A 12,452-nucleotide genomic window follows, 5' to 3' on the forward strand; every position below is an offset into this window, starting at 1 on the left:
GGAACGCGCCCACACCCCCGCGGTAAGTGGGTTGGGGGCACCCGCCACCGCGCCCCCCCCGCCCCGCCGCGCGCGGGGGGGGGGGCGCGCCCCCCCCCCCCCCGTCCCGTTTGGCCGCGATGGCGGCCAGGACCTCGCCGGCGGTCACGGCGGGGCGGGCGGCGGGGCCGCCCGGGTGGGCGGATCCGGCTGTGGGGGCTGGTGTCTGGACTGTCGTCACGGTGTCTCCGTCTTCCGGGGTCGAAAAGGGGCGGGTGGTTCAGCGGCGGGGGGTGGAGGGGCGGGGCGCAGAGGGCAGCAGCTCGACGGTGCGGTCGAGGAGCCGGCGCACGGTCCCGGCGTCGAAGACCGCCGGGTCGAACTGCGCGTGCAGCACCGGCTCGGGGCCCGGTTCGCCGCGCTCGACGACCAGGTGCACGGCGAGCATGTCCGACGCCCGGCCGGGCCTGGTCGCGCCCTCGGGGTACAGCGGGAACGGCGTCACCGCGGTGCGCGGCAGGTCGAGCCCGGCGAACAGGCCCGCGTCCTCGACGCCGAAGTAGAGGAACGCGGTGGCGCGCTCCGCCAGGCCCCGACCGCCGAGCCACCGGGCGTGCAGGGGCCGCAGCGGCACCCCCCGCTCCACGGCGTCCATGGTCACCTCGCCGACCTGGGCGATGCGCCGCGCGGGCGGGGCGGCGTCCAGGTCGACGAACAGCGGGATCCCGTGCGAGAACAGGCCCAGCGTCGCGGCCGTGCCGGGCAGCACCCGGCCGTGGGTCTCGGTGACCAGCCCGACGCGGGAGCGCCCGGAGAGCTCGCCCTGGGCCTCCAGCAGGGCCGCGGCCGTCACGGCGAACACCGTGGCCCGCTCCCGGGCCGCATGCTCCCGCAGCGCCCGCCAGGCGGCCGCGTCGAGCTGCCGCTCCACGGCCACGGGTTCCTGCCCCTGGCCCAGGACCGCCTCCTGCCCGGCGGTGGACAGGCCGCTGTCCGGCGGATAGCCGCCCCAGCCGGCGAAGCGCTCCTCCCAGAAGGCGGTACGGGACCTGCCCTCCGCGGAGTCGGCCAGGCGCCGCTGGAGCCGGCTGAACTCCCCGTACGAGGGGGCCGGCGCGGCCAGCGCGGCCGGTCCCCGGCTGTAGCCGCGGCGCAGGTCCGCGACGAACCGCCGCAGCGACAGCCCGTCCCAGACCATGTGGTCCACGGCCATGCCGAGGAACACCGTGTCCCGGCCCCGGTGCAGCAGCACGAAACGGTGCAGCGCCTCGGCATCGGGGGCGAACGGATCCTGCAGCCGGGCGCGGAGCCGCGCCCGCACGGTCCCCTCGTCGGTGTCCCGGTCCACCTCGGACTCCTCTATGACGACCGGGGCCTGCGCCGGCGGCGCGACCCGGGCGGTCAGCGGATCGGCGCCGGCCCGCGGGAAGGACATGCGCAGCGCGTCGTGCCGGCCGACCACCATCCGCAGCGCCTCGACGAGTGCCTCCGGGTGCACCCCGTCCAGCCGCCAGCACGCGGCCGTCGGACCGGTGGGGCCGTAGCGGCTCAGCGAGCGCAGCCGGGACTCCTGCTGGAGCGAGGTGGGCACGGTGGACTCGGACACGTCGGTTCCCTCGGGGAGATGGCTCACGGGCGGTGGTCAGGGCAGCAGGGAGGCCAGCAGCCGCAGATTGGTCCGCAGCTGTGCGGTGGGCACGGACAGGTTCATCCGCAGCCCGTGGAGGTCCGGGTACAGGGCCTGCCAGGCGGCGCCGTCGCCGCCGAACAGGCGGTTGGGGTTGAGCTTGAGCCCGGCCCTGCCGGCGCTGCGGACCCAGGAGGTGAAGTCCGCCGCGGAGTCGAAGGGCGCCGACAGCCAGCGGAAGGCGGAGTAGCCCGCGGCGACCTGCTCCACGGAGCCGTCGGCGAAGAGCACCGGGGACCGGTCGACGAGTTCGAGGTTGCGCAGGAAGCCGTCGCGCATCGACTTCATCCGGCGCCGGAAGTCCAACACCGCCAGATCGTCCGGGAAGGGCACCCCGGCCGCCGTGAACTCCGCCGCCAGTTCGCAGCTGAGCGCCAGTACGTCGGCCGGGGCGCTCAGGCTGATCAGCAGCAGCGCCAGGTGGAGGGCGGCGACCGAGCCGAGCGCCGCGTGCACGGCGTAGCCGCGCTCGAAGCGGTCGGCGCGCGCGTACGCCTGCAGCCCGGCGTTCTTGCTGATCAGCACGCCGCAGCGGATGCCCGGCAGGGAGAGGTCCTTGGACGGTGTCATCGCCAGCGCAGTCCCCGTCAGATCCCCGCAGCGGTGGCGCAGTTCGGCGCGGAACCGGTCGGGGTCCTGGAAGGTCGGCAGGGCGAAGACGTGGTCCACCAGGCGCAGCGCGGGCACCCCCAGGCCCTCCGGGACGGCGGCCCAGCTGCCGCTGACGCCGTTGGGCGCGATGTCGACGAGCAGGGACGATCGTGCGTCGGGCACGGCCGGATGGACCTGTCCGCGGTGGTTGTAGTGCGCCGCCGCGGGTGCGCCGTGCCGTGCGGCGGACTGTTCGAAGGCGTAGTAGACGGGCAGGGGCAGGAGCGGGCGGGCGCCCTGGCGGGCGGCGAATCCCGTGACCACGCTGATGACCTCCGTCGTGCCGTTGAACAGGCAGACGTCGTCGGCGTCCAGTCCGGGCACATCGAGGTAGCGGCTCACCAGCCGGGCGATCAGCCCTCGTTCGACCGCGTCCTGCTCGCCGTCGTACTCGGTGACGCGCTCGGCCAGCAGCGCCTCGTACAGCCGCCCCAGCACCGCCCGGACGGCGGGGGAGACGGGCCACTTGTTGACCCCGTAGCCGATCTGCCGTGCGTCGGGGCGGGCTCCGTCCCGGATCTCGCGGTAGTAGCGCACGCAGGGCGCGTCGGTGAAACCGGCGGCGTTGGGGGCGGCGGCAGATCCGGTGACGGTCACCGCGCCTGCCTCCCGTCCGCCGCGGGACGGCCGGCTCCGGGGGCGGGGCCCGGGTCCGCAGCCGGCGGCAGCAGCTCCTCGACCGGCGCCGGCAGGTCGTGGAGGACCCTGTGCATGCTCGTCACGTACGCACCGGCGCCGCGCAGCACGACCAGGTCCTCGGGCTCGATCCGGTCGGTGGCGGCCCCGGTGAACCACAGGTCCTTCTCGTAGCAGGTGGGACCGGCCACGTCCGTCGTCCACCGCTGCGCACGGGAGGGCCCGAGCGGTACGAGGGAGAAGCGCGACCAGCCGGCGAGGTTCCACGCGGACGCGTCCACGGTCACGCTCTGGCGTCCCCCCGCGCGGTACACGGACCGCACACGGGTCACCAGGTAGCCGTGGCTGGTGACGATCTGCGCGCCCGGCTCTGCGAGGACGCCCAGCGGTCTGCCGGCCGAGGCCAGGCCCTCCGCGAGGCAGGCGAAGACCGCGGGCACCTCGTCCGGGTTGTGGTGGAACAGCCGGATCATCCCGCCGCCGATGTTGACCTCCGTGACGTCGGGCAGGTCCCGGGCCGCTTCCGCCAGGACCCGCCCGAGCGGTCGTACGTCGGCGACGCCCCCGACGTCCCGTACGTGGGCGTGCAGCCGCACCGGGCGCAGCGCGCGCTCACGCAGCACCTCCAGCACGGCGCCCCGTTCGGCGGGATCGTTCCAGCGCAGCCCGAACCGGCTCCACGGGATGCCGCGGGCCGTCGACTCCGCGGGGATCGGCACCGCGACCCGCAGGCCCACCTCGCTGCCGCGCGGCACCGCCGCCAACTGCTCGACGCCGTCGATGTCCAGGTGCGTGCCGTGCGCGTGCAGCTGCGCCAGCTCCTCCGGCCCCAGCCCGGGGCCCGTGGCCCAGCGCGGCCCCAGGCCGGCCTCCCGGGCCGCCCGGTCCTCCCCGACGCCGGCCACCGCCGCGCCGAGGCCGCGGCCGGCCAGATGCCCCAGGAGTGCGGGGGCGCGGTTGGCCTTCACGCTGAACAGCAGCCGGGTGCGAGGCGCGTCCAGCAGCCCCAGGGCCCGGCGGAACGCGGCGATCTCGGCGTCGATGCCGTCGGTGTCGTACAGGACGGCCGGTGTGCGGGTGACCCTTCCCAGGGCGCGGCGGAGGCGCGCGGCCGGAGCGGGGAGCTCCGTGCCGATCCGGCGGTCCGTCGTCGCGGGGTTCGTGTACGTGCTCATCCCAGTCCCATGGCGTTCGCGATGATGACTTTCTGGATCTCGGAGGTCCCCTCGACGATCCGCAGGACCCGCACGTGCCGGTACAGGTACTCCAGGGGGTGCTCCTTGACCCAGGCCGTGCCGCCGTGGACCTGGAACATCCGGTCCACCACGGTGCACGCCGCGTCCGCGGCGGCGAGCTTGGCGAGCGCTGCCGCCTCCATGGCGTCGCGCCCCTCGTCCAGCTCCTGGGCAGCGGCGTAGGTCAGCAGCCGCGCCGACTCCAGGGCGACCCGGGAGGCGACGAGGTGCTCCTGGACGTGCTGGTGCTGGGCGATCCGGCGTCCCAGGCTCATCCGCTCGCGGGCGAAGCCGAGCCCCAGGGCCAGCGCACGGGCCGCGATGCCGTTGGCGCAGGCGGCGACCAGCAGCCGCCCCCGCGCGAGTGCCTCCTGGCCGATCCGGGTGCCCTTGTCCAGCGCGGCCCGGCCGCCCAGCAGGGCGTCCTCGCCGGCGGCCACGCCGTCCAGCAGCACCTCGTGGACGGGCTCCCCCTCCAGGCCCGCGTACCGCTGGCCGACGGTGAGGCCGGGCGTGCCGCGTTCGAGGACGAACACCGCGGGCGCCCAGCTGCCGTCGGGCCTCTCCGTACGGGCGTACACCAGCGTGAAGTCGGCTTTCGCCGCGTTCGAGACGAACGTCTTGCGTCCCGTGAGCCGCCAGCCGTCGCCGTCGCGCACCGCCCGGGTGGCCAGGTCGAAGGCGTCCGAGCCGCTGTCCGGCTCGGTCATGGCCAGGCAGCGCACGGCGGTGCCCTCCACCAGCGGCCGCAGGTAGCGCTCGCGCTGCTCCGGCGTGGCCGCCAGCAGCAGCGCGCTCGGCCCCTCGGGGCCGCACAGCGCGGCCGGAGCGAGGGCGCAGCCGGACTCCTCCGCGTACTCGTACAGCAGGACCTTCGCGGCGAACGGCATGCCTTGCCCGCCCGCCTCCTGCGGGTAGTCCCCCGCGTAGAAGCCGAGCCGGGCCGAGCGGCGCCTCACCTGGGAACGGATGTCCTGCGGGATCCGCTCGGGGTCGTCGCCGCACGTCTCGGCGGCTAGCGGAACCAGTTCGCGGGTGACGAAGGTCCGGAAGCTGTCCAGGAGCGGGGCGTGCTCCCGCGTGTAGCGGGAAACCAGGGGCCGGGGGCCGCCGTTCATCGGGTCTCTCCGTCCAGGAAACGGGCCAGTGCGCGGGGGGTGGGGTGGCCGAAGACGTCGCGGACGCTCACGGGCCTGTGCAGCCGCTCGTGCACGGAGGCGACGATCTCCACGGCGTCGAGCGAGGTGCCCCCGAGGTCGAACAGGTCGGCGTCCGGACCGAGTCCGTCGGCGTCGAGTACGTCCTCCCAGACCCGGACCAGGCTGTCGAGGACCGCGCCGGAGACCTCCGGGGAGCCGTCGGGCGCCGACTCCCCGCCCCGTGCGGCGGACGCGGCCAGCGCCACCTTGTCGATCTTGCCGGCGGGGGTGACCGGGAACCGGTCCACCGTGTGGATCCCGGCCGGGACCATGTACGCGGGCAGGGACGCGGCCAGCGCGGCGCGCAGCCCCGCCGGGTCGGCGCAGTCCTGCCCGTCGGTCCACTGCACGTGTGCCACCAGCCGGTCGGTGCGGCCGGCGCCGTCCGCCACGGCCAGCACCGCGGCCCGGCGGACCGCCGGATGGGCGGCGACGGCCCGTTCGACCTCGCCGACCTCCACCCGCCTGCCCAGGAGCTGCACCTGGTCGTCGAGCCGGTGCAGGTACTCCAGCTCGCCGTCCGGCCGTTCCCGCACGACGTCCCCGGTGCGGAACCACCGCTGCCCGTCACGCTCGACGAACCGCCGGGCGGTGCGCTCCTCGTCGTCGAGGTAGCCGATCGCCAGCGTCGGCCCGGCGATGTACAGCTCACCGGGCGTCCCCGCGGCCACCGGCCCGCCCGCGGCATCCCGGACCGCGGTCCGCGCGTGCGGCAGCGGCCGCCCGATCGGCGGCAGCCCGCTGCGGTCCGCCGCCGCCGACACCTCGCTCAGGGTGGCGGCCACGACGGTCTCCGTCGGACCGTACTCGTTGAACACCCGGTACGGCGCGCCGGCAGGCGGGTAGGCGGCCAGCCGCTCACCGCCGGTGCGCAGCAGCCGTACGGCGCCGAGGTCGACGGCCGGCCGGGCCCGGAAGAACGCCTCCAGCAGCAGGGGCGGGACGAAGGCCGTGGTGATCCGTGAGCCGCGCAGCCAGGCGGCCAGCCGGGACGGGGAGCCGCGCTCCTCCTCGGGCGCGACGACCACGGTGGCGCCTGCGTACAGGAACGGCCAGATCTCCTCGATCGTCACGTCGAAACCGGGCGAACCCAGCTGCCCGGCCCGGTCGTCCGGGCCGACGCCGGCCAGTTCGGCGTAGCCGGTGACGTACCGGTCCATCGCCGCGCGGCCGATCAGCACACCGGCCGGGAAGCCGGTGGACCCGGAGGTGAACAGGCAGTACGCGACGTCCTGCGGCCCCGCGGCCGCTGCGGCACGCCGCTCGCCGGGGCCGGGATCCCCGGACGCCAGGGCGGCGGGGGACACGGCCGGCGGGCCGGACACGGCCGGCGGGCCGGACACGGCCGGCGGGGCGCCCTCCTCGCTGATGACGAGGTCGGGCGCCGCAGCCTTGAGGAGCAGCCGGATCCGCTCCTCGGGCTGGGCCGGGTCGACGGGCACGAAGCAGGCCCCGGCCTTGAGCACGGCCAGTTGGGTCACCACCAGTCCGGTCGAGCGCGGCAGGACGATCCCGACCCGGCCGCCCGGGCCGATGCCGAGGCCACGCAGCCGCGCCGCGGCCCGGTCACTGAGCCGGGCGAGTTCGCCGTAGTCCAGCCGCTCGCCCCCGGGCCCCTCAAGGGCCGGTGCACCGGGTGTGCGCCGCGCCCACTCGGCCACGGCCTCCAGCAGCCTCATCTGAGTCCCCCACCTTTCTCGATCACGGTTCGACGCTCCGGGCCCGCTCAGGCCACCGACTCGGCGGCGTGCAGCAGCCCCTCGGCCAGTTCCCCGACGCCCTCCGCGTCGATGACCAGCGGGGGTATCGCCATCACGGAGGCACCCTGGCCCCGCAGCAGCACTCCCCGGTCACGGGCCGCGTCCAGCAGCCGCCCGGCCCGGTCGGGCCCGTCCGTCTCGACGGTGACGACGAGCCCCAGCCCGCGCACGTCGACCACACCCGGCCGGCCGGCGAGGGGGGCCAGCGCGTCGAGCAGCTGCCTGCCCCGCTCCGCCGCGTTGGCGACCAGGTTCCGCCGCCCGATCTCGTCGAGGACGGCCAGCGCGACGGCGCAGGCGACGGCGTGTCCGCTGGTGGTGTGGGCGTAGCGCAGCCCGCCGATCACCGGCTCGTCGCGGAACGTCTGGTACACCCGGTCGGTGGTGGTGACGGCGGCGAGCGGCACGTAGCCGCCGCTGATGCCCTTGCTGGTCATCACGACGTCCGGGGTGATGCCGTCGTGGTCGAAGCCGTACATCAGGCCCGTACGGCCGATGCCGCAGAAGACCTCGTCGAGGACGAGCAGCGCACCGCTGGCGTCGCACAGCTTGCGCAACCCCGACAGGAAGCCCGGCGGCAGCACGACGCCGCCGCCGACGTTGAGGAACGGCTCGACGATGACGGCGGCCACGTCATCGCCCTCCATCGCCTCCTCGAACCGGGCCAGCAGCACCGGCGCCGCCGCCGGGTCGCGCACGTCGCGCGGGGCGAGGGGGAGTTCGACCCGGGTCACCGGGAAGGGCGCGGTGAAGTGGTGCTCCATGCGTCCGAGTCCGGACAGGTGCTGGCCGACCAGGGTCGCGCCGTGGTAGCCGGCGGCGAAGCTGATCACCCGGGACCGCGGCGTGCCCACGTTGCGCCAGTACTGGAAGGCCAGGTTCAGCGACGCCTCGGCCGACTCCGAGCCGCTGTTCATGAACAGCGTCCGGTCGAGCCCCTGCGGCAGGATGCCCGCGAGCCGCTCGGCCAGCCGGCCGGCCGGCTCGTGGCTGCCCACGGTCAGGTCGAAGTGCGGCAGCCGGGACATCTGGGCGTGCGCCGCCGCCAGCACGGCCGGATCGCCGTACCCCAGACTGCCGTTGAGCGAGGACGCGATGGCGTCCAGGTAGCTGCGGCCGGAGCTGTCGCGGACCCGGTACCCGTCCCCTTCCGTGACCAGCAGCAGCTCCGCCGCCGGGTCGCTCTGGGCGGCCACCGGGGTCCACGGGTGCCACAGGTGCGCGCGGTCCCGGGCCGCGGCGTCGCGGTGCGCGCCGCCGGCTCCGAGGGGGTGGACGGGGCTCACGCCGATGTTGTTCTCAACCACGAGAGGAATCCTCGAATCGTCGTCTGGTAGCGGAAGGCGGGGTGCGGCCCCCGGGGTGCGGACCCCTCGGCCGGATCGTCGAGGTGGCGCAGCAGGACGGCGGCCAGCTCCTCGGCCGTGGTCCCCGCGAGAACGGTCCCGAGCCCGTCCCTGCGCACCTCGTTCGCGGTGCCGCCGAAGCCGTCGACCACCATGGGCACGCCGTACAGCCGGCTGTCGCGGATCCGCAGCCGTACGCACGTCTGGTTCTCGGCTCCCGGCCTCGCGACGCACACGTACGCGCGCGCCCCCTTCAACGCGGCGTCCCGGCGGTCGTGCGGCAGGGGCTCGTCCACGAGCCGGACCAGGTCCGCCACCCCCCGCGCCCGGATCCGGTCCGCGAGCGCGGCGATCAGCGCCGCGTTGTCCGGTTCCGGCCGCGCGTAGAGGAAGGCGGCCCGGGCTTCGCGGCCGAACCGGTCACGGCACACCGCCACGGCATCGACCAGGACGGCCGGGTCGTAGAAGGACCAGATGCCGCCGGTCCACAGGAAGTCGGCGACCGGCGCGGGCACCGTCGCAGCGGCGGCCCGGGCACTGCCGTCGCCGTAGCCGATCGGCACGAGCGACACCAGGTGCTCCAGGGTCCGGGAGGCCCGGACGTCGCCCGGCGACAGCCTGCCGACCAGGCACAGGTTCGACACCAGGGTCGCCCGCTCCACCTCCGAGCGGCACAGGAAGTGGTGCGAGACCTGGAGCTGGCGCCGGTAGTCGTCGACCAGCGGCCGGTACGCGGCCGCCGGATCGGCCCGGGCGAGCAGGGACGGGTACTCCATGTGCTCGATCGGTGCGACGTTCTCGGTGACCACGAGCACCCGGGCGGCTGCGGCCTCCTCCAGCCGCGCCCGGTCCGCCATGTCGAAGAACAGCACGGCGTCCGTGTCCGCCAGCAGCCGCGGCCACTGCCCCGCGTCGTCGACGTACACCGCGCCGCCCATGGCGACGGGCGTGCCGCCGGCGCGCCCCAGGACCCGTACGTCGCACTCCGCGGCCAGGGCCTCGGCGAGTTCCGCGATGCGCAGCCCGATGCCGCCCACCGCGTCCGCCGCGAGCGGGTACGGCCCGGCGTCGAGCAGCACCCGGGGCCGGTGCCCGGTGCGGGTGCGGCTCATGACCAGGCCCCCGGCGAGGTCCCGTTGCCGAAGTCCTCGACCCACACGACCGCCGCCCCGGCCAGCGGCCCCGGGCCGGTCCGGTCGAGCAGCGCGGGCAGCAGGTGGCGCCGCTCCGGGGTGACCGCCACCGCGGCCCACGCCGCGTTGAACCCCTCGGGGTCGGCCGGCTTCTCGGCGGCGCGGACGACCCGGGGCCCGTCCGGCCCCTCCTCCACCCGCAGCGCCCCCTCGTCCCGGAGCAGCACCGGGTCGTCGAGCGGAGCCGCGACCACGGCCCAGTCGTGGCGCTCCAACCGGGCGAGCAGCTCGCCCGCGCTGCCCGGTGCCGTCGGCCCGCGCAGCACCTGGTCCGCCAGTACGAGCAGGGTCGGGCCGGCGCACAACGGCAGGGCGGCGCGGATGGCGTCGGCCAGCCGGCCGGAGTCCTCCTGCTGGTAGACGAAGACCAGCTCCAACCGGGACCGGTAGCGGTGCAGGTGGCGCACCGTCGCCGTCTTGTGCGGGCCGATGACGACCACCACCCGCACGGCCGTACCCCGGTCGGCGAGGGCGAGCACCGGCTCCAGACTCCGGTCGATGACGGCCGTACCGGGCTCCAGGCAGTGGAGCTCCTTGGGGTACGCGGCCCCGAAGCGGGTGCCGTGGCCCGCACACGGCAGGATCACGCTCACCGCGGGGCCCGGGGGAGCGGTCTCAACCACGGAACACGCCCTCCTCACCAGCGGAGCCGGGGAAACCGGCGCCCTCGGAGCGGGAGGTGAAGAAGTACGGCTCCGCCAGCCCGCCCGGCAGGCCCTGGAACAGCTCGGCCGCCTTGGTCGTCTCCTCCGCCCGCACCAGGGCGAAGACCTCGGCGAGCGCCTCCATGGTCCGCTCCGTGCCGCCCGTCAGCGTCACCTCGCTGACCCCCAGCCGCAGGGCCGGCTCCGCGATGCCGGGCAGTTCGGTCTGCACGTTCACCCGGATGCCGAGGGCGGCCAGCCGGGCCGAGAACGTGCCGGCGGACTCGCCGGGCGCCATCCTCACCCACACCTGGTGGGTGTCGGTGAGGTGCGGGCCGCCGGGCACCACGTCGAACCCGCGGTCGCGCAGGGCCGCGGCGAACGTCCGTGCGTTCACCAGGACCTGACGGGCGTACGCGGCCCCGAAGTGCTCGAACTCGGCCGCGGCGAGGCCCAGGGCGAGGGTCTCCGCGAAGTGGTGGCTGCTGATCGTGTAGAACTGGGCCTCCCGCATCCGCCGGGCCAGCGCCTCGTCCCGGGTGAACAGCACGCCCTTCTGCGGTCCGGGGAACGTCTTGTGGGTGGAGCCGCCCATGGTGTCGGCGCCCAGGTCCAGCGGATTGGCGTGGACACCGCCCAGCACCAGGCCGAGGGTGTGGCTGCAGTCCACGTGCAGCACGGTCTCCGGGCTGGTCTCCCGGATGACCTCGGCCACCTGCGCCACGTCCGGCTCGCGCAGACAGTTCTGCAGATCGAGGTAGACCAGCGGCACACGACCGGACCCCAGTGCCCGACGCAGGGCGTCGGCCTCCACCCGCCCCTCCGTGAACGGCACCTCCAGCGCCCGGCGTCCCAGCATCCGGATCTGCCGCGCGGTGGCGTAGTGGCCGCCGGTCGCCGCGTCGACGCACACCACCCCGTCCCCCGCGTCACCGCCGAGGCCGAGGAGCACGACGAGCATGGCGCTCATCCCGGACACCGGGCGCACGTTCACGTACTCGGCCCGGCCCAGCCTGCGCAGCGCGGGCAGCGCCAGCTCGGCCTCCAGCCGGCCGACCCCCTCACCGCCCCGGAACTGCCAGAACTCAGGGTCGAGGGCGTCGTTGAAGAAGTACCGGTTGTAGAAGTCGGTGCGCAGCGGCGTACTGGCCAGCGGCGAGACCCGGTTCTCGCTGGGCACCAGGTTGACCACGGCTTCGTTGACGCGCTGCTCCTTCTCGATCTCGCCGATCAGGGCCGTCAGTTCCGCCCTGCTGACGCCGGGCGCCGCGGGGTGGGCGGCGGTGCCGTGCGGGGAGGTCATCGAGGCGTCTCCAGGTACAGGGTGCGGATGAGGTGGCGGGGCGCCGCGGGATCGTCCCGGTAGGCCTCGCGGCCGTGCGAGACCACGTCGTTGCGGAAGACGAGGACCTGCCGCGCCTCCAGCCGCAGTGCGACGCTGTAGCGCTTGTCCTCGCCGGCCGCCCGCAGGAAGGCCAGGGCGCGCTCCAGGTCGGCGGACCGGCCGTCCGGAGCCCTCCACTCGACCGTGTCCCCCTCGGCGTACCGGGTGATCAGCAGGCCGTCCTCCCGGTACGCGAAGGCCGGGCCGACGTGGTCGGCGTCGACGTTCGGCAGGGTGGAGCGCCGGCGCAGCACACCCGGGTCGAGAAGGGGCCCGGCCGCCTGCGGATCCCGGCGGCGCAGCTCCTCGAACGCGGCGGTGGAGTTGAACAGGACGGTGCGGCCGCCCGACAGCGCGGGGCGGACGCAGTAGAGGACGGTGGTGCGGACGGTGCCGATCGGTTCCAGCAGCCCGTCCACGTGCATGCTCTGGCCGGCCGTGGTGCCGAAGGCGGGGTGGTCGCTGCTGGCCTGGCTGCGTACGTCCGTGTACGCGGCGCCGTGCTCCTTGGTGTCCTCCCGCTGGTAGAGGGAGGCGATGTACGGCTGCCCCAGGCCGAGCGTCGCGGCCAGCCGCTCGACGGCGGTGTGGGGTTCCACGTCGTCGGGCATCGCGGCGACCGCGAAGCCGTGGTCGTCGAGCCGCTGCTTGAGCTGCTCGGTCTCCTGCCGTCCGTAGCGGTACGTCAGGGCGGTGCTGAGTTCGGGGCTCCGGTAGTCGGCTCGGACCACCTGCATG

General features: G+C 75.3%; 10 protein-coding genes. All 10 read right to left on the reverse strand.

Annotated features, from left to right (window positions below; all coding sequences use genetic code 11):
* Nucleotides 1-259 precede the first annotated feature (259 nt).
* The 10 genes from ACFVGY_RS14180 to ACFVGY_RS14225 are packed head-to-tail and all read right to left on the reverse strand — an operon-like array spanning nucleotide 260 to nucleotide 12,451.
* On the reverse strand, nucleotides 260-1,585 hold the full coding sequence (locus ACFVGY_RS14180; RefSeq protein WP_385675976.1) for a condensation domain-containing protein: 1,326 nt from the start codon (nucleotides 1,583-1,585) through the stop codon (nucleotides 260-262).
* Between the two features lie 36 nt (nucleotides 1,586-1,621).
* Nucleotides 1,622-2,914 (reverse strand): hypothetical protein, encoded by a 1,293-nt coding sequence (locus tag ACFVGY_RS14185; protein WP_385675979.1) that lies wholly within the window; start codon nucleotides 2,912-2,914, stop codon nucleotides 1,622-1,624.
* Nucleotides 2,911-4,128, reverse strand: a complete 1,218-nt coding sequence (locus ACFVGY_RS14190) for a hypothetical protein (protein ID WP_385675982.1) — start codon at nucleotides 4,126-4,128, stop codon at nucleotides 2,911-2,913. Before ACFVGY_RS14190 ends, ACFVGY_RS14185 begins: the two co-directional genes overlap by 4 nt.
* Nucleotides 4,125-5,306 carry an acyl-CoA dehydrogenase family protein gene (locus tag ACFVGY_RS14195; protein WP_385675985.1) on the reverse strand — a complete coding sequence of 394 codons (1,182 nt, stop codon included), beginning with the start codon at nucleotides 5,304-5,306 and terminating at the stop codon, nucleotides 4,125-4,127. The genes ACFVGY_RS14190 and ACFVGY_RS14195 overlap by 4 nt, the downstream gene beginning before the upstream one ends.
* Nucleotides 5,303-7,066: an amino acid adenylation domain-containing protein gene (locus ACFVGY_RS14200; RefSeq protein WP_385675988.1), complete on the reverse strand. Its 1,764-nt coding sequence runs from the start codon at nucleotides 7,064-7,066 to the stop codon at nucleotides 5,303-5,305. Before ACFVGY_RS14200 ends, ACFVGY_RS14195 begins: the two co-directional genes overlap by 4 nt.
* Nucleotides 7,067-7,113: 47 nt before the next feature.
* Complete coding sequence (locus ACFVGY_RS14205; RefSeq protein WP_385675991.1) at nucleotides 7,114-8,454, reverse strand: aspartate aminotransferase family protein; 1,341 nt, start codon at nucleotides 8,452-8,454, stop codon at nucleotides 7,114-7,116.
* Nucleotides 8,430-9,605, reverse strand: coding sequence for a hypothetical protein (locus ACFVGY_RS14210; RefSeq protein WP_385675994.1), 1,176 nt, complete (start codon nucleotides 9,603-9,605; stop codon nucleotides 8,430-8,432). Before ACFVGY_RS14210 ends, ACFVGY_RS14205 begins: the two co-directional genes overlap by 25 nt.
* The gene (locus ACFVGY_RS14215; RefSeq protein WP_385675997.1) at nucleotides 9,602-10,309 is read right to left on the reverse strand and encodes a 2-C-methyl-D-erythritol 4-phosphate cytidylyltransferase; all 708 of its coding nucleotides are present in this window, start codon (nucleotides 10,307-10,309) and stop codon (nucleotides 9,602-9,604) included. Before ACFVGY_RS14215 ends, ACFVGY_RS14210 begins: the two co-directional genes overlap by 4 nt.
* Nucleotides 10,302-11,633: a hypothetical protein gene (locus ACFVGY_RS14220; RefSeq protein ID WP_385676000.1), complete on the reverse strand. Its 1,332-nt coding sequence runs from the start codon at nucleotides 11,631-11,633 to the stop codon at nucleotides 10,302-10,304. Before ACFVGY_RS14220 ends, ACFVGY_RS14215 begins: the two co-directional genes overlap by 8 nt.
* The gene (locus ACFVGY_RS14225; protein WP_385676003.1) at nucleotides 11,630-12,451 is read right to left on the reverse strand and encodes a TauD/TfdA family dioxygenase; all 822 of its coding nucleotides are present in this window, start codon (nucleotides 12,449-12,451) and stop codon (nucleotides 11,630-11,632) included. Before ACFVGY_RS14225 ends, ACFVGY_RS14220 begins: the two co-directional genes overlap by 4 nt.
* Nucleotide 12,452: the final 1 nt, after the last annotated feature.

The organism is Streptomyces sp. NPDC127106 (assembly GCF_042677605.1).
Classification (GTDB): Bacteria; Actinomycetota; Actinomycetes; order Streptomycetales; family Streptomycetaceae; genus Streptomyces.